The sequence below is a fragment of the Brotocaccenecus cirricatena genome (assembly GCF_020687045.1).
Classification (GTDB): domain Bacteria; phylum Bacillota; class Clostridia; order Oscillospirales; family Oscillospiraceae; genus Vescimonas; species Vescimonas cirricatena.
In genome coordinates, this window is the sequence record NZ_JAJEPW010000015.1 from 1 (window position 1) to 15,777 (window position 15,777).

The following is a 15,777-nucleotide window of genomic DNA, read 5'->3' on the forward strand; positions in this document are numbered from 1 at the left end:
TTTATCCAAATCCCAACGATGCAGAGGATGATCCCCGGAACAGATAAGTAGAAAAAGTGAAATAGGAAATTCGTTAGGCGGGCGCTTATCGCCTTATGCCCCGGGCTGTTACACGGTGCCCGTTACCGTCAGGACGCTCTGTCCCGGGGTGACGGTCCAGGAGCCGTCGGCGTTTTGGGTGAACGCGGCCTCCGGCACCGTCAGCTTACCGGCCACCGTGGCAAAAGCGCCGGTGGCGGCGTCATAGGTGTAGTCCTCCGGCGACGTCCAGGCCGTGCCGTTGAAAGTAACGCCGGTGATGTTCAGGATGGGGTCGAAGGTGTCGGTGATCACGGCCCCCTCCTGGCCGGTCAGGGCGGTGTTGCCGGTGTTGCGGATGGTAAAGGTATAGGTCAGGGGTCCGTTGCCGGTGACCACCGCGGGAGACAGGGCCTTGCTGATGGTCAGCTCCGGCTCCAGCCGGGCCGCCGTGGTGGCCGTGGCCGTCAGCGGCGTGGCCAGACCGCCGCCGCTGGCGGTGACGGTGTTCCGGATCTCACCCTCCACCCCCGGCGCGGCAAACTCCGTGACCCGGGTCTGATACACCAGGGTGGCATTGCCCCCGGCGGGCACCGTAACGCCGGTGACGGTCATAGGCGGCCCCGCCGTCACCGTGGGGGCGGGCTGGGCCGTGCCGCCGTTGTAATAGAGGACGCTGCCCGGCACATAGGCCAGGGGATACACGGTCCCGGCGGCCGCGGTGCTGCCGCCCAGATCGTCGGTCAGAGTCAGCCCCGTCAGGGCCGCCGTGCCGGTATTGCTGAGGGTCACCACATAGGTCACCGTGTCGCCGGGCCGGTAGCCGCCGGACACCGCCGTCTTGGTGATGGTCAGCGCGTCCCGCAACTCGCCGGTGACCACGTTGGAATTGATCTGACTGCCGTTGTAGGACAAGGTAGCCATGTTGGTAAAGGAAGCCATAGAACTCCTCCCGGAAAACGGATGGGTTTTCCCGCCCCCTGGGGGCAGGAGCCGTTTCCGCATTCCAGTGTATGCACCATGGCCCGCCGCCGTCATCCCTGCCTGTCCAGAGACGCCTGCACGAAGCCCACAAACAGCGGGTGGGGCCGGTTGGGACGGCTCTTGAACTCCGGGTGGAACTGCACCCCCACAAACCAGGTATTGGCGGGTTCCTCCACGATCTCCACCAGATGCCCGTCCGGGGACAGTCCCGCCAGCCGCAGTCCGGCGTCCTGCAGCTCCTGGCGGAACTGGTTGTTGAACTCATACCGGTGCCGGTGCCGCTCGGAGATGTCGGCAGCGCCGTAGGCGTCCCGGGCCAGAGTCCCCTCCGCCAGCACGCAGGGATATTTGCCCAGCCGCATGGTGCCGCCCTTGGCGGTGATGCCCACCTGATCCGGCATCAGAGCGATCACCGGATGGGCGGTCAGGCCGGAGAACTCCGCGCTGTGGGCGTCGGCCCACCCGGCCACATGCCGGGCATATTCGATGACGGCGATCTGCATTCCCAGGCAGATGCCGAAATACGGTACGTCGTTCTCCCGGGCGTATTGCGCCGCCAGGACCATCCCCTCGATGCCCCGGTCGCCGAAGCCGCCGGGCACCAGAATGCCGCTGCAATCCCCCAGCACCTGCTTCACGTTCTCCGCCGTCAGGCCCTCGGAGTCCACCCACTTGATGTTCACCCTGGCGTCGCAGGCCGTTCCCGCGTGGAACAGGGACTCCGCCACGCTGAGATACGCGTCATGCAGGCCGGTATACTTGCCCACCAGGGCGATCTGCACGGTTTTGTGCACCCCGTTGATCCGCTGCACCAGGGCCGTCCACTCGGCCAGGTCCGGCTCCCGCTGGGGCAGTCCCAGCTTCCGGCAGGCCACCCGGCACAAGCCCTCCCGCTCCAGCAGCAGGGGCACCTCATACAGGGTGGAGGCCGTCAGATTCTGGATAACGCAGTCCTCCTCCATGTTGCAGAACAGAGCGATCTTCCGCCGCAGGTCCTCCGGCAGGGGACTGTCGGTGCGGCACACCAGAATATCCGGCTGAATGCCCACGGACAGCAGCTCCTTCACGGAGTGCTGGGTGGGCTTGCTTTTCAGCTCCCCGGTGCCGGGGATGGACACCACCAGGGGCACATGGATATACAGCACGTTTTCCCGGCCCTTCTCCGCCGCCACCTGGCGGATGGCCTCCAGATAGGGCTGGCTCTCGATATCGCCCACGGTGCCGCCTACCTCGGTGATGATGATGTCCGTTTCGCCGTCGTCCATGGCGTAAATGCGCCGCTTGATCTCGTCGGTAACGTGGGGGATGATCTGCACGGTGCCGCCCAGATAGCCTCCCTGCCGCTCCCGGTTCAGCACGTTCCAGAACACCTTGCCGGAGGACACGGACGCGTTCCCCGTCAGGGACTCGTCCACAAACCGCTCATAGTGCCCCAGGTCCAGGTCCGTCTCCGCGCCGTCGTCGGTGACAAACACCTCGCCGTGCTGAAAGGGGCTCATGGTGCCGGGGTCCACATTGAAATAGGGGTCGAACTTCTGGTTCTTCACCCGGAAGCCCCGCTGCTTCAGCAGCCGCCCCAGGGACGCCGCGCAGATGCCCTTTCCCAGCCCGGACACCACGCCGCCGGTAACAAAAATATGCTTCATCGTGACCACTCCTTACCCGCAGAATACCATATTAAAAATACTTTCAAATTCTACTGCCGCCGCCCTCCCCCGTCAAGACGGAATATTTATCAAAATAAAGAATCCCCTCCGGCGCTTCCCTGCACAATCAGCCGAAATTGCGGAATTTGCGAAACTTTTTCTTGCAATCCGCCTACCGGCGTGGTATGGTAGATTTGAACCCGCCCTATCCGCCGTCCTCTCCCCTACCGCAGCCCGGAAATGCGCCTGCGCAGCACCGGGCACAGCAGGGCCGTCACGGCGATTTTCGCGGCGTCCCCCGGCAGATAGATCAGCATCCCCGACCAAAGCAGGGCCGGTGCGCTGATGCCCTTGCCCAGATAGCCGTTGAGGATCAGCGCCATATAGGGCACCCCCACGGCATAGAGAACCGCCAGCCCCGCCCCGCAGGCCAGGGCCAGCCTCACCGGCGAGCTGCTGCGGCGGCTCAGACCGCCGATGACGGCGGCGGCGGGAATCAGCCCCAGCAGGAACCCGAAAGAGGGCTGAAGCACATAGCCGAAGCCGCCTCCGGCGGTGAAGATCGGCAGCCCCACAAGCCCCAGAGCCACATAGACCCCCTGGCTCAGGGCTCCGCCGCCCGGCCCCAGCAGCACCCCCGCCATGGCGGTGAACAGGAACTGCAGGGTGATAACGGAAATCCCTATCGGAATACGAATAAACGCGCCCACCGCCGTCAACGCGGCCAGCAGCGCGGTATATACCAGCTTTCGTGCGGACATGGCCCCCTCCTGATTTGGAAAAGATTGGGACCATGATACCATAGCGGCCCCGGATTGTCAACAAGTTGACAATCCGGGGCCGTTTTTCATTCTGCCTCCGCCTGGGGATAGACCAGGCTTTCCGGCGTCCAATTGCGGATCCGGTCCGCGTACCAGGCGCAGCAGTCCCGGGCCAGGGCTGTGTCCAGATTGCGGAAATTGCCGCACTCTGCGGCGCTTTTGCCGGGCATGGGACCGTCATAGACCGCCCCGGCGGCGAACACCCGCTGCACCAGGCGGATAGCCGCCTCATCCGTCAGGCGGCGGCTGTCGAACAGGAAGTAAAACCCCGTCTGGCAGCCCATGGGGCCGAAGTAGATCACGGCGTCCTTTTCCGGGCTGTTGCGCAGAAGGGTGGCGATGATGTGCTCCACCGAGTGCATCTGGGCATTGGTCAGCAGGTCGCCGGTGTTGGGCTTTTTGAAGCGCAGGTCGAAGGTGGTGACGTCCCCGTCCCGGCGGGACAGGTACAGGCCGGGAACCAGCACGTCGTGGTTCACCGTGAAGCTGGCGATCCGTTCCATGTCACGCCTCCAGCTGGTCCACAAAGGCCATAACCACCCGGTTCAGGTCCCGCATGGCCGTGGGAAAATTGAAAATGAAGTCGTGGTGCTCAAACAGGCAGTCGGACACGGACTTGATGGACATGAAGGGCACGTTGTTGCGCAGACACACCTGGGCGTCGGCGCAGCCCTCCATGTCGCACAGCAGGGGGTGGAAGGTGTCGGCGATCCAGTGGGCCCGGGGGGTGTCGGTGGCGAACCAGTCGCCGGTGGCCACCCAGCCGGTGCGGTAAGGGACGCCCACCCGGTCCATGGCAGCCATGGCCCGGTCCAGATCGCTGGTGGGGAACTGCACCCGGTTCACCGTGGACACCAGTCCCACAGGGTCGCCCAGGGTGCTGGTATCCACATCGTGCTGCAAAAAGCCCTCCGCCAGAACGATGGAACCAATGGGCATGTTCTCAAAGCACCCGGCCACCCCGGCGTTGAGCACCAGGTCCGGCTGATACAGGCTGATCAGCAGCTGGGTGGCCATGGCGGCGTTGACCTTGCTGACGCCCCCGGCGCAGGCGATGACGTCCGGCCGGATCTGATAAAACGGCACCCCGGCCACGGTCTGCAAAGGCTGGGCATTTTCCTGGGTCAGCAGGCTTTCGATCTCGCCGGTCATGGCGTATACAAGTCCGATTTTCATGGTTGGTTTCCTCCCGATAAATTCGATTTTCACCCTATATTGTAAGGATTCACCGGGTGGATTGTCAAGAGGATTGCAAAATTTCCCAAAATGCGGTATAATGAGCTGAGAAATGAACCAAAAGTGCATTTTTAAACAGTGTGGTGATTAATATCCTATAACCTGTACAAAATGCCGGGAAAAGTGTCGCTGATTTGTAACCAGTTTGTAACTATTTGTAATTTTCTGGGAAGGGGTGATCGCATGCCCGTTTTCGGCGTGATCTGCGAATATGACCCCTTCCATCTGGGGCACCGGTGGATGCTGGAGCAGCTGCACCGGCAGGGACCGGTGGTGTGCGCCATGAGCGGCTGCTTCACCCAGCGGGGGGAATTTGCCGCCGTGAACAAGTTCGCCCGGGCGGAGATGGCCGTCCGGAACGGGGCGGACCTGGTGCTGGAGCTGCCCACGCCCTGGGCGGTGTCCGGGGCGGAGCGCTTTGCCCGGGGCGGCGTGGAGCTGCTGAAGAAAATCGGCCTGGTGACCCACCTGGCCTTCGGCAGCGAGTGCGGCGACCTGGAGGCCCTGCAACGGGTGGAAGCCTGCCTCTCCGCCGAGAGCTTTCAGGAGACCCTCCGGCGGAGATTGGAGGGCGGCGAGACCTTTGCCCGCTGCCGCCAGGCGGCGGTGGAGGAGCTGCTGGACCCCCGGGACGCGGCGCTGCTGTCCCAGCCCAACAACATCCTGGCCATCGAGTATCTGAAGGCCCTGCGCCGGGCGGATTTTTCCATGGAACCGATAACGTTCCCGCGCCGGGGCGGACCCCACGACGGCGGTGCGGCGGATGGGATCGCCTCCGCGTCCCACATCCGGGGGCTTCTGCGGGCGGGGCACACGGAGGAGGCCATGGCCTTCCTGCCCCGGGAATCGGCGGAGGTGCTGCGGCGGGAAATCGCCGCAGGCCGGGGGCCGGTGGATATGCACACCTGCCAGCGGGCCATTCTGGCCCGGCTGCGGACCATGTCCCAGGAGGACTTTCTCCCCTATGACGGCGGCGGCGAGGGGCTGTACCGCCGGTTTTACCGGGCGGTGCGGCAGGCCACGGACATGGACGGCCTGCTGGAGGCCGCCAGGACCCGGCGCTATCCCCTGGCCCGGCTGCGGCGGATGCTGCTGGCGGCGTATCTGGAGCTGCCGGAGCCGGAGCACATCCCCTATCTACGGCTGCTGGCCGCCAGCTCCCGGGGCTGCACCCTGCTGCGGCGGATGCGCGGAGCGCCGGTGCTGACCAAGCCCGCCGACGTATCCCGCCTGGGGCAGACGGCCCAGGACCTGTTCACCCGGGAGGCCGGTTGGACCGATTTATATACTCTGGCGTATCCCGACCTGTCTCAGAGCGCCTGCGGCGCGGACTGGCGGGCCACCCCATGGATCATGTAAGGAAATGCCTATGAAGAAACTGTACATCATTCTGATAGCGGCCCTGACGCTGGCGGCGTGCCTGACAGCCTGCAGCGCCAAGCCCGTGTCCCTGCGGGGCACCGAAGCGCCCAATCTGCCCGGCCCGACTAATGACGCGCTGAAGGTCACGGACGAGGGCCAGGACTGGAACATCACCCTGGAGCAGGTAGATAAGGAGAACTTCGCCGAGGACGACCGGCTGCTGGCCAAGGGCAGCTATCAGGTGTTCCAGCTGAACCAGGAAGGCTCAGGGGACACTCTGACCGCCGCCGCCGCGGCCGCCGAGGGCATCAACGCGTATTTTGAGCAGTGGCGCAAGGACCAGCTGCAATTTCTGGGAGACGTGACCAACCTGGCCCGGGATGCTTACGCCGGTGTCAACGGGGAGGACTCCCGCTGGGAGCAGCCGGAGTATGTGTACTCCGATACCGTTACCACCGACTATTGGGTGGGGCCCAAGCTGCTGTGCGTGGAGATGCACTACAGCTCCTATTCCGGCGGGGCCCACCCCAACTCCTGGCGCGTGGCGGTGAGCTTCGACCTGAACACCGGGGAGGCCGTCAAGATCATGGAGCTGGCCGAGGACAGCGAGGGCCTGCGGGCCGCCGTCAAGGAGAATCTGCTGTATCAGATTCAAAAGAGCAACCTCTGGACGGAGTACGGAGCCGACAGCTTCTTCGAGGACTACGAGGACACTGTGGGCAGCTGGGCGGATCAGTGCCTGGTATTCGATGACAATGGCCTGACCGTGGTGTTCAACCCCTATACCATCGCTCCCTATGCCACGGGAGAGCTGTCGTACCTGATTCCCTACAGTCTGCTGCAGCCCTATCTGAATGGCCGGGCCATGCAGCTGCTGGGTCTGAACTGAGTCAATTCTTTGGATAAATAAAGGGCTTCCACCCGACCGGTGGAAGCCCTTTATTATGTCGTTGTTACAGGATGGACTTGGCGTCCACATAAAGCTCCCGGACCGCCGGTGCATCGTCGCTGACGGGCTCCGGCTGATGGTCCCGCTTCTCGATGAACTTGGGGGCTACCTGGGGGAACAGGGCCAGACTCAGCACGTCCTCGTCGGACTTGGCAAGGCCCCGGAACTCCTGGCGGTACTTCTCCAGCTCCGGCTCCAGCAGGTCGGCGGGACGGCAGGTGACCACGTCCTCAGGGGCGATGCTCGCCTTGGCCCGGACCTCCGGGTTCACCTCACCGGGGAGCTGGCCGTACTCGCCCTTGAGCATGGCCTTGGACTCCTTGGGGAATACCTTGTACCGCTCCCCCATGACGATGTTCATGACGGCCTGGGTGCCCACGATCTGGCTGGAGGGGGTCACCAGGGGCGGATAGCCGAAGTCCTTGCGGACCCGGGGAATTTCCGCCAGCACGTCGTAGTATTTGTCCTCCTTCCCTGCCTGCTTCAGCTGGGAAATGAGGTTAGAGAGCATACCGCCGGGGACCTGATACAGCAGGGTGTTGGTGTCCACCCGCAGGACCTTGGGGTCCAGAATGCCCGCGTCCTGAAGACGCTGGGCCACCTGGCGGAAATGGACGGCGGCATCGGACATCTTGCCCAGATCCAGGCCGGTATCGCGGACGGTTCCCTTCAACGTGGCCACCAGGGACTCGGTGGCGGGCTGGCTGGTGCCGTTGGCCATAGGCGACAGGGCGGTGTCCACGATGTCCACCCCGGCATAGGCCGCCATCAGCAGGGTCATGTCGCCGGTGCCGGAGGTGTTGTGGGTGTGCAGGTGGATGGGGACGCTGACGGTCTCCTTCAGAGCCTTCACCAGGGAATAGGCGTCCATAGGCAGCAGGAGGTTGGCCATGTCCTTGATGCAGATCATGTCCGCGCCCATCTCCTCCAGCTCCCTGGCCAGCTTCACGAAGTAGGCCTCGTTGTGGATGGGGGACATGGTATAGCTGAGGGTGGCCTCCACCTGTCCGCCGTATTTCTTGGTGGACTTGATGGCCTGTTCCAGATTGCGGACGTCGTTGAGAGCGTCGAAAATGCGGATGATGTCGATGCCGTTTTCGATGGACTTGGCGCAGAAGGCGTCCACCACGTCGTCGGCGTAATGCTTATAGCCCAGGATGTTCTGGCCCCGGAATAGCATCTGCAATTTTGTGTGCTTCACGTGCTTGCGGATGGTGCGCAGGCGCTCCCAGGGGTCCTCCCCCAGAAAGCGCATACACGCGTCAAAGGTTGCGCCGCCCCAGCACTCCAGGGAGTAGTACCCGATGGAGTCCAGGGTTTCCAGGGCGGGCAGCATATCCTCGATGGTCATGCGGGTGGCCGCCTGGGACTGGTGGGCGTCCCGGAGGATGGTATCGGTAATCAGCAGGGGCTTATTCGATAAAAATTCCATAATTTACCTCCTATCAGCCGAACAGGGAGATCAGCACGCCTGCGGCGATGGCGGAGCCGATGACGCCCGCCACATTGGGGCCCATGGCATGCATCAGCAGGAAGTTGCCGGGGTTGGCCTCCTGGCCCACCTTCTGGCTGACCCGGGCCGCCATAGGCACGGCGGACACGCCGGCGGAGCCGATGAGGGGATTGATCTTCTCCTTCAGGAACAGGTTCATGAACTTGGCCAGCAGCACGCCGCCGGCGGTGCCGAAGCCGAAGGCCACCACGCCCATGCCCATAATGGCCAGGGTCTTGGGGCTGAGGAAGGTGGTGCCGGTGGCGGTAGCGCCCACGCTGATGCCCAGGAAGATGGTGACGATGTTCATCAGCTCGTTCTGCATGGTCTTGCTGAGCCGGTCCAGCACGCCGCACTCCTTGGCCAGGTTGCCGAACATCAGGCAGGCGATCAGCGGCGCGGCGGAAGGCACCAGCAGGGCCACAAACACCGTGACCACAACGGGGAACAGAATCTTCTCCCGCTTGCTGACCTCCCGCAGGGGCTTCATGACGATCTGCCGCTCCTTCTCGGTGGTCAGGGCCTTCATGATGGGCGGCTGGATGACGGGCACCAGGGCCATGTAGGAGTAGGCCGACACGGCGATGGGGCCCAGCAGCGCCGGGGCCAGCATGGCGGTGACGAAGATGGCCGTGGGGCCGTCCGCGCCGCCGATGATGCCCACGGAGGAGGACTCCGCGCCGGTAAAGCCCAGCAGACGGCAGCCCAGATAGGTCAGGAAAATGCCCAGCTGAGCGGCAGCGCCCAGCAGCAGGCTCTTGGGGTTGGCGATCAGGGGGCCGAAGTCGGTCATGGCGCCCACGCCCATGAAGATCAGGCAGGGATAGATGCCCAGCTTGATGCCCAGATACAGCACATCCACCAGGCCCACGGAAACGGTAACATTGCTCATGGTCAGACCGCTGGCGGCAGCGAACTGCTCTGCGCTGGCCAGGGTCTGGATCTGTACGGCGATGGAATTCACAGCGTCGCCGGTGGCGGCGGCCACCTGAGCGGCCACCTGACTCAGTGCATCCGCGCCAAACATGCTCTGGGCGGCGGTCCACAGGGAGTCCGCATAAGGCTGCAGCACATCGGCGGATACGCCGCTGTTCAGCATTTCAGACAGAAAGCTGGCCGTGATGGGCTGGCCGCCGAACAGCTCCCAGTGGACGTGGCCCCCGGCAAAGAGGATCTCGTGGAACATCCCCGCCCCGGGCAGATTGGTCACCAGCATGCCGATGGCGATGGGCACCAGCAGCAGAGGCTCAAACTTCTTCACAATGCCCAGAAACAGCAGGACACAGGCAATCACCAGCATAATGGCGCTTTTCCAGTTCTCCCCCTGGAAGAACTGATAGAAGCCGGTACTGGTCAGGAAATTGGCAATTGCTTCCATATGCGGCCCTCCGGGGTCAACCGATGGTGCACAGCAGGGTGCCGGACTCCACGGCGGCCCCCTTGGTGACGGACACGGAGGTGACGGCGCCGTCGCAGGGCGCCATGATCTCGTTTTCCATCTTCATGGCCTCCAGGATCATCAGCACGTCGCCCTTCTTCACGGCGCTGCCGCTCGTCACATTGACGGCCAGAATGGTGCCGGGCATGGGGGCGGTGATCTTTTCGCCTCCGGCGGGGGCGGCAGGTGCAGCGGGGGCAGCCGCAGCAACCGCAGGAGCGGCGGGCGCACCGGTCATTTCCTCGATCTCCACCTCGAACACGGTGCCGTTGACGTTGACTCTGTACTTTTTCATGGTGCGTTCCTCCTTACACTTTCTTCATGGATACGATACGGATGGCGGAGACGTCGGTCCCCAGGTCCTCGGCGATGGCAGCAGCCACAGCCGCGATCATGGCGGGGCTTACGGCCTCCGCAGCCGCCGGAGCGGCGGGAACCGCAGCCTTGGGCGGCGTTTGGGTACCGGCAGTGCGCGTGCACACCCAGCTCATCAGCGAAACCAGCAGAATGATGCACAGAAGTCCCGCAAACACCGTTCCCAGGCCCATCAGCACGACAAATAAGTTGGAATAGTCCATTTCTTCCTCCCTCATACTCTCTTTGCGCAGACGGTGCATATCCCGGAAGATTTGTCCTTTGTCTGTTGTCTGCGCGGACAAGACGTGGACAAATTTCTTTGATATGTTGCTCCATTATACACACAGATGGCGAATCTGTCAACAGTAATCCGTCACAATTTTAACAATTTGTGCAGAATGACAAATTTGCCCAACGGGATGCTTGTACAAAACCACAGAAAAAGCGCACCTCCCACAGGGGAGATGCGCCGATCCGTCATCTGTTATACATAGCCGTACAGGCCCCGCACGGAGACCTCGCCGCAGCGCAGCGTGTCCACCGTGCCGTCCCGGCGGCGCACCACAAGGCCGTACTGCCGGTCGATGTCCAGGGCCGTCACCGTCTCCCCGGTATCCGGGATGCGCAGCGTCTGTCCCAGGTTCAGGCACAGGCGGCGATAATCGGCGGCGTAGACCTCCGGGGTGTGCAAGTGTCCGAAGGCCTGGCACAGAGCCTCTGCCAGGGCCGTTTCCAGGGCGGCCCGGTCCGCGGGATAGCCCTGGGCCTCCAGGGACGTGGCGATCTGGGCCACCTCCGGCGAAAAGTCATCGGGCCGCTGCCGCAGGTTGACGCCGATGCCGATGACCACATGGTCCACTCCCCTGCCGGACAGCGAGGCCTCCGTCAGAATGCCCGCCAGCTTCCGCCCCTCCAGCACCAGGTCGTTGGGCCATTTGATCCGCACCGGTGCGCCGGTGACGCGTCGGATGGCCATGGCGGCGGAGACCGCCGCCATGGGGGTCAGGGGCAGCAGGTCCTCCGGCGTCCCCTCCGGCCGCCACAGCACCGAGAGGTACAGGCCCAGCCCCTCCGGCGATTCGAAGCTCCGGCCCATGCGGCCCCGGCCCGCCGTCTGCCGCCGGGCGATCACCGCCGTGCCGCTGGGCGCGCCCTGGGCCGCCAGGCTCTTGCATACGGTGTTGGTGGAGTCCACCGTGTCATAGCGGAAAATCCTTGGCTGCTCCATCCGTACTGCCTCCCTTCGTTTTTTCCCATGGTAACATGGATTTCCCCGGACGTAAAGAGTCCGATTGCCCAAAGAGGGGCAACATCATGTGCAGCCCCCTGCTTCCCGAAAGTGAAAGCAGGGGGCTGCCTGATCCGATTACACAAACCACTCGTTTTCCGCCCGGCGGGTATAGACGTCCTCCAGCTCATGCTGGTGGAACAGGTATCCCGGGTCATCAAAGTACTTGGCCCCGGAGGGGCATTTTTTGACGCAGGCGCAGCACTTGATGCAGATGCCCCTGACCTGGGACACGTCCGCCGGGTCGATGGAGCCCATGGGACACAGCTCCGCGCACAGGCCGCAGCCGCCGCACCTGTCCGGGTCCGTTTTAGGCTTCACCTTCAGGATGTTGATGGGGTTTCCATGGCGGTCCCGGGGGGTGTAATAGGGGCGGATGGGTGTTTCCCCCCGGACCAATACGGGGGCCATTTCTGTCCCGGCTTGTCCCGCCAATTTCTCGCAGATTTCCCGGGCAAAAGCGGCTTGTCCCGCCATGTCCCCATCGTCCGGGCGGCCCGCCCCCAGGGTGCGGGAAAAGCTGTGCTCCCCCACGAAGGCTCCGGCCGCCACGCAGCGGAAGCCGTCCTGCTGGAGGATGTCCCGCAGCTCTATGAGGGCGTCGTCATAGTTCCGGTTGCCGAACAGCACCACCGGCACCGCCAGCGCTCCCCCGCCCCGGACCTTTTCCCGCAGGAACGGCAGCAGCACATTGGGCACCCGCCCGGCGTATACCGGCGTTCCCAGCACCACCAGGTCCGATTGGCAGAAATCCAGCTCCTGCTGCCGGACCTGGGGCCGGGTGAAGTCCAGACTGCGGCAGGGCGCCGCCAGCAGCCGGGCAAGCTCCCCGGCGATGTGCGTTACCGTGCGCTCCGTGGTTCCGGTGCCGCTGAAATATACGGCCCAAACGGTTGTCATGATATTTCCCCTCTTTTGTGTATTTTTGTGGGTTTTATAGGCTGAAATCTTCCTCTTTCAGCCCTTCGGTGGCCAGCTGGGCCGGACGGGGCGGCACCCGCTTCAGGGGGTCATACCGGAAGCGGAAGCAGTGATTCTCCGCCGCCACAATGCCCTTTTTCACGCAGGCCACCTGGGTCTCGTTGATGCGGACCCCCTGGGCGCAGTAGGCGCAGCGGGGCTCGATATCTTTGCGAAACAGCATGAAACCGCCCTCCTTACAGCGTATCCAGCCGCACCTTGCCGTCCTCTGCCGTGGCCCGCAGCTGGGTGATGGGGTGCTCGAAGCTGTCGATGATCTGAACCGCCATGGGGTCCTCCAGCTCCTTCTGGATGCAGCGGCGCAGATTCCTGGCCCCGTAGGCGGCGGAATAGGAGGAGTGCACCAGGTAGGAAACCAGCGCGTCGTCATAGGTGAAGGTATACCCCTTCTCCCGCAGGGAATCCCGCAGCTCATCCAGCATGATCCGGGCGATGGCGGCGAAGTTCTCCTCCGTCAGCTGGTGGAAATAGACGATCTCGTCCACCCGGTTGATAAACTCCGGGCGCAGGAACTCCCGCAGGGCCTTCATGGTGCGCTCCCGGCCCTGGTCATCGGCACTGCGGCCAAAGCCCACGGACCCGGCGGCCTTGTCGGACCCGGCGTTGGAGGTCATGACGATGACGGTGTTCTCAAAGTTCACCTTGCGGCCATGGGCGTCGGTGATCTCGCCGTCGTCCAGAATCTGCAGCAGGATGTTCAGCACGTCCGGGTGGGCCTTCTCGATCTCGTCAAACAGGATGACGGAATAGGGCTTGCGGCGGATCTTTTCCGTCAGCTGGCCCGCCTCGTCATAGCCCACATAGCCCGGAGGAGAGCCCACCAGGCGGGAAACAGAGTGCTTCTCCATAAACTCCGACATATCCAGCCGGATCAGGGAATCCGGGGTGTTGAACAGGTCGGCGGCCAGCTGCTTCACCAGCTCCGTCTTTCCAACGCCGGTGCTGCCCACGAAAATGAAGCTGACGGGCTTATGCTTGGGGGAAATGCCCACGCGGCTGCGGCGGATGGCGGCGGACACGGCGGAAACCGCCTCGTCCTGGCCCACAATGTGCTGCTTCAGCCGGTCCTCCAGCTGGGACAGGCGCTTGAACTCCTCTTCCTTGATCTTGCTGGCGGGAATCTTGGTCCACATTTCGATGACCCGGGCGATGTTGTCCATGGTCAGCTGGGGCATTCCCTTGGCCTCCAGGTCGGAAAGCTCCTGCTGCAGCCGCAGCTCCTGGCTGCGGAGCTGGGCAATGCGGGCATAGCGGGCGTCCAGCTCCTCCTGGGTGAACTCCTGACCCTCCGCCGGCTGGGCGGACATGAGGTTCTCCCGCTCGAAGGTGACGTTTTCCAGGTCCCGCTTGACCTCCATCCGGCGGTTGATGTCCGGGTCGTGGAGGTTCATATCGGAGCAGGCCTCGTCGATCAGGTCGATGGCCTTGTCCGGCAGGAAGCGGTCGGTGATGTACCGCTCGGACAGCACCACCGCCTGGCGCAGCACCCCCTGGGGGATGGAGACGCCGTGGTAATTCTCATAGTAATGGGCGATGCCCTGGAGAATTTTCAGGGTATCCTCCAGGCTGGGCTCGTTGACGGTCACCGGCTGGAAGCGGCGCTCCAGGGCGGTGTCCTTTTCGATGTGCTTGCGGTATTCGTTGAAGGTGGTGGCGCCGATGACCTGAATCTCGCCCCGGGACAGGGCGGGCTTGAGGATATTGGCGGCGTTCATGCTGCCCTCGGCGTCGCCGGCGCCCACGATGTTGTGGACCTCGTCAATCACCAGGATGATGTTGCCCAGCTTGCGGATCTCCTCGATGAGGCCCTTCATGCGGCTTTCAAACTGGCCCCGGAACTGGGTGCCCGCCACCAGCGCCGTCAGGTCCAGCAGGTACACCTGCTTATCCCGCAGCTTGAAGGGCACGTCCCCGGCGGCGATGCGCTGGGCCAGGCCCTCGGCAATGGCGGTTTTGCCCACGCCGGGCTCACCGATGAGGCAGGGGTTGTTCTTCTGGCGGCGATTCAGAATCTGCACCACCCGCTGAATCTCCTCCTCCCGGCCGATGACCGCGTCCAGCTTGCCGTCCCGGGCCCGCTGGCTGAGATTGATGCAGTAGCTGTCCAGGTACTTGTGCTTTTTATCGGCCTTGCGGCCCTTGGGGGCCTCCTCCCGGCCAGAGGGGGCGTCGGACTTCTCCGCCGGGGGATTGCTGCCGCCGAACAGGCGGTTCAGGAAGGGGAAGGTGGCGGTCTTGCCGCTTTCGCCGTCGTCCTCGTCGTCCTCATCCTGGGGGGCAGGCATGTCGCTGAGCTCCTCGGCCCCGCCGAAGGCCTGCATCATCTCGTTGTTGATGTTCTCCAGGTCCTCCGGAGAGATGCCCATTCGCTTCATCATCTCCTCCACCTGGGGCAGGCCCAGCTGGGCGGCGCATTTCAGGCACAGGCCCTCGTTGACCATCTCGCCCTTTTCATTCTGCCGGGAAATAAAGACCACGGCCACATTTTTCTTACATTTGGAACAAAGAGTCGGTTGCATGGTTTCCCTCCGTTATCTGGGTAAATTGTTCACAGCGCCGCCAGAAGGCCCAGCGGCGTCTGGGTTGCAAAGAATTTCAGCAGTGTGGTGCTGTCGATGAGCTCCGGGGTCAGGAGCCAGCCGAAGCGCTGCATGGCCCACACGGCCACAAACAGCGTAAGACCGCCGCACACCAGACCCAGGGCCGCTCCGCCTAAGCCGTTGACGGTGCTGACCAGGGGCAGCCTGGTGACAATGGCATTCAGCGGCTTCATCAAAAGCCACAGCAGCACCAGCAGAATCAGGAACACCACCACATACACCGCCGTGCTGGCCACGGAGCGGGCCACGCTGAGGCTCACCGCCCGGATCAGGCTCTCCCCTGTTTCCTGCACCCGCTGCGAAACGGTGTCCAGCAGCTTCTGGAGACTGTCGCCCCGGAAGCTGAGAGCCTGGAGCATCTGGCCCGCGTCGGCGGCGTGGCTCTCCTCAATTTTCTGTTCCACCCGCTGGGTCACCCGGGGCTCGATCCACTGGGCCACAGGCTCCGTCAGGTGGTCGGCGGCCCAGGAGGCCCCCAGCAGGGCCACCACGACGATCAGCAGGCCCGCCAGACTTTTCAGCAGGCCCCGCTTGGCTCCCAGCCAGGCGGCGGCGATCAGGGCCGCCAGCACCAGAATATCGGCAAATACGGACATGGACACTCT

General features: G+C 63.6%; 16 protein-coding genes. 2 read left to right on the forward strand and 14 right to left on the reverse strand.

From position 1 onward, the window contains the following. Positions 1-108 precede the first annotated feature (108 nt). From LKD37_RS06645 to mtnN, 5 genes are all read right to left on the reverse strand, one after another. Positions 109-960 carry a COG1361 family protein gene (locus LKD37_RS06645; protein ID WP_302928491.1) on the reverse strand — a complete coding sequence of 284 codons (852 nt, stop codon included), beginning with the start codon at positions 958-960 and terminating at the stop codon, positions 109-111. Positions 961-1,052: 92 nt separating this feature from the next. Beyond that, positions 1,053-2,648: a CTP synthase gene (gene pyrG / locus LKD37_RS06650; RefSeq protein WP_302928492.1), complete on the reverse strand. Its 1,596-nt coding sequence runs from the start codon at positions 2,646-2,648 to the stop codon at positions 1,053-1,055. A gap of 224 nt (positions 2,649-2,872) precedes the next feature. Further along, positions 2,873-3,409: a biotin transporter BioY gene (locus LKD37_RS06655; RefSeq protein ID WP_302928493.1), complete on the reverse strand. Its 537-nt coding sequence runs from the start codon at positions 3,407-3,409 to the stop codon at positions 2,873-2,875. Between the two features lie 86 nt (positions 3,410-3,495). After that, the gene (locus LKD37_RS06660) at positions 3,496-3,972 is read right to left on the reverse strand and encodes an S-ribosylhomocysteine lyase (RefSeq protein ID WP_302928494.1); all 477 of its coding nucleotides are present in this window, start codon (positions 3,970-3,972) and stop codon (positions 3,496-3,498) included. A 1-nt stretch (position 3,973) separates the two neighbouring features. After that, positions 3,974-4,645, reverse strand: a complete 672-nt coding sequence (mtnN, locus tag LKD37_RS06665) for a 5'-methylthioadenosine/S-adenosylhomocysteine nucleosidase (protein WP_302928495.1) — start codon at positions 4,643-4,645, stop codon at positions 3,974-3,976. A 243-nt stretch (positions 4,646-4,888) separates the two neighbouring features. Here mtnN and LKD37_RS06670 point away from each other — a divergent pair, with 243 nt between their 5' ends. Together LKD37_RS06670 and LKD37_RS06675 are read left to right on the forward strand one after the other, a co-directional pair. Beyond that, the gene (locus tag LKD37_RS06670) at positions 4,889-6,064 is read left to right on the forward strand and encodes a tRNA(Met) cytidine acetate ligase (protein WP_302928496.1); all 1,176 of its coding nucleotides are present in this window, start codon (positions 4,889-4,891) and stop codon (positions 6,062-6,064) included. Between the two features lie 10 nt (positions 6,065-6,074). Further along, a complete protein-coding gene (locus LKD37_RS06675; protein WP_302928497.1) occupies positions 6,075-6,956 on the forward strand; it encodes a DUF3298 and DUF4163 domain-containing protein in 882 nt (293 codons plus the stop codon). 64 nt (positions 6,957-7,020) lie between these two features. Here the strand turns inward: LKD37_RS06675 and LKD37_RS06680 are convergent, their stop codons facing one another. The 9 genes from LKD37_RS06680 to LKD37_RS06720 all read right to left on the reverse strand — a co-directional run bounded on the left by LKD37_RS06680 (position 7,021) and on the right by LKD37_RS06720 (position 15,768). Further along, positions 7,021-8,448: an oxaloacetate decarboxylase subunit alpha gene (locus tag LKD37_RS06680; protein ID WP_302928498.1), complete on the reverse strand. Its 1,428-nt coding sequence runs from the start codon at positions 8,446-8,448 to the stop codon at positions 7,021-7,023. 13 nt (positions 8,449-8,461) lie between these two features. Further along, entirely contained in the window at positions 8,462-9,886 is a 1,425-nt protein-coding gene (locus LKD37_RS06685; RefSeq protein ID WP_302928499.1) for a sodium ion-translocating decarboxylase subunit beta, read from the reverse strand. Between the two features lie 16 nt (positions 9,887-9,902). After that, the gene (locus tag LKD37_RS06690) at positions 9,903-10,241 is read right to left on the reverse strand and encodes a biotin/lipoyl-containing protein (RefSeq protein ID WP_302928500.1); all 339 of its coding nucleotides are present in this window, start codon (positions 10,239-10,241) and stop codon (positions 9,903-9,905) included. Positions 10,242-10,254: 13 nt separating this feature from the next. Beyond that, positions 10,255-10,539, reverse strand: a complete 285-nt coding sequence (locus LKD37_RS06695) for an OadG family protein (RefSeq protein ID WP_302928501.1) — start codon at positions 10,537-10,539, stop codon at positions 10,255-10,257. A 248-nt stretch (positions 10,540-10,787) separates the two neighbouring features. Next, on the reverse strand, positions 10,788-11,531 hold the full coding sequence (locus LKD37_RS06700) for a biotin--[acetyl-CoA-carboxylase] ligase (protein ID WP_302928502.1): 744 nt from the start codon (positions 11,529-11,531) through the stop codon (positions 10,788-10,790). A 138-nt stretch (positions 11,532-11,669) separates the two neighbouring features. Then, on the reverse strand, positions 11,670-12,491 hold the full coding sequence (locus tag LKD37_RS06705) for a 4Fe-4S binding protein (RefSeq protein ID WP_302928503.1): 822 nt from the start codon (positions 12,489-12,491) through the stop codon (positions 11,670-11,672). A gap of 34 nt (positions 12,492-12,525) precedes the next feature. Further along, positions 12,526-12,735, reverse strand: a complete 210-nt coding sequence (locus LKD37_RS06710; RefSeq protein WP_302928504.1) for a hypothetical protein — start codon at positions 12,733-12,735, stop codon at positions 12,526-12,528. 13 nt (positions 12,736-12,748) lie between these two features. Then, the gene (locus LKD37_RS06715) at positions 12,749-15,091 is read right to left on the reverse strand and encodes an ATP-dependent Clp protease ATP-binding subunit (protein WP_302928505.1); all 2,343 of its coding nucleotides are present in this window, start codon (positions 15,089-15,091) and stop codon (positions 12,749-12,751) included. Between the two features lie 29 nt (positions 15,092-15,120). Continuing rightward, the gene (locus LKD37_RS06720) at positions 15,121-15,768 is read right to left on the reverse strand and encodes a CvpA family protein (protein WP_302928506.1); all 648 of its coding nucleotides are present in this window, start codon (positions 15,766-15,768) and stop codon (positions 15,121-15,123) included. Positions 15,769-15,777: the final 9 nt, after the last annotated feature.

Coding starts and splice junctions, on each gene's coding strand:
- LKD37_RS06710 (WP_302928504.1), bottom strand. CDS start 12,735: ATGCTGTTTCGCAAAGATATCGAGCCCCGCTGCGCCTACTGCGCCCAG.
- LKD37_RS06685 (WP_302928499.1), bottom strand. CDS start 9,886: ATGGAAGCAATTGCCAATTTCCTGACCAGTACCGGCTTCTATCAGTTC.
- pyrG (WP_302928492.1), bottom strand. CDS start 2,648: ATGAAGCATATTTTTGTTACCGGCGGCGTGGTGTCCGGGCTGGGAAAG.
- LKD37_RS06720 (WP_302928506.1), bottom strand. CDS start 15,768: ATGTCCGTATTTGCCGATATTCTGGTGCTGGCGGCCCTGATCGCCGCC.
- LKD37_RS06645 (WP_302928491.1), bottom strand. CDS start 960: ATGGCTTCCTTTACCAACATGGCTACCTTGTCCTACAACGGCAGTCAG.
- mtnN (WP_302928495.1), bottom strand. CDS start 4,645: ATGAAAATCGGACTTGTATACGCCATGACCGGCGAGATCGAAAGCCTG.
- LKD37_RS06660 (WP_302928494.1), bottom strand. CDS start 3,972: ATGGAACGGATCGCCAGCTTCACGGTGAACCACGACGTGCTGGTTCCC.
- LKD37_RS06700 (WP_302928502.1), bottom strand. CDS start 11,531: ATGGAGCAGCCAAGGATTTTCCGCTATGACACGGTGGACTCCACCAAC.
- LKD37_RS06655 (WP_302928493.1), bottom strand. CDS start 3,409: ATGTCCGCACGAAAGCTGGTATATACCGCGCTGCTGGCCGCGTTGACG.
- LKD37_RS06690 (WP_302928500.1), bottom strand. CDS start 10,241: ATGAAAAAGTACAGAGTCAACGTCAACGGCACCGTGTTCGAGGTGGAG.
- LKD37_RS06670 (WP_302928496.1), top strand. CDS start 4,889: ATGCCCGTTTTCGGCGTGATCTGCGAATATGACCCCTTCCATCTGGGG.
- LKD37_RS06715 (WP_302928505.1), bottom strand. CDS start 15,091: ATGCAACCGACTCTTTGTTCCAAATGTAAGAAAAATGTGGCCGTGGTC.
- LKD37_RS06705 (WP_302928503.1), bottom strand. CDS start 12,491: ATGACAACCGTTTGGGCCGTATATTTCAGCGGCACCGGAACCACGGAG.
- LKD37_RS06680 (WP_302928498.1), bottom strand. CDS start 8,448: ATGGAATTTTTATCGAATAAGCCCCTGCTGATTACCGATACCATCCTC.
- LKD37_RS06695 (WP_302928501.1), bottom strand. CDS start 10,539: ATGAGGGAGGAAGAAATGGACTATTCCAACTTATTTGTCGTGCTGATG.
- LKD37_RS06675 (WP_302928497.1), top strand. CDS start 6,075: ATGAAGAAACTGTACATCATTCTGATAGCGGCCCTGACGCTGGCGGCG.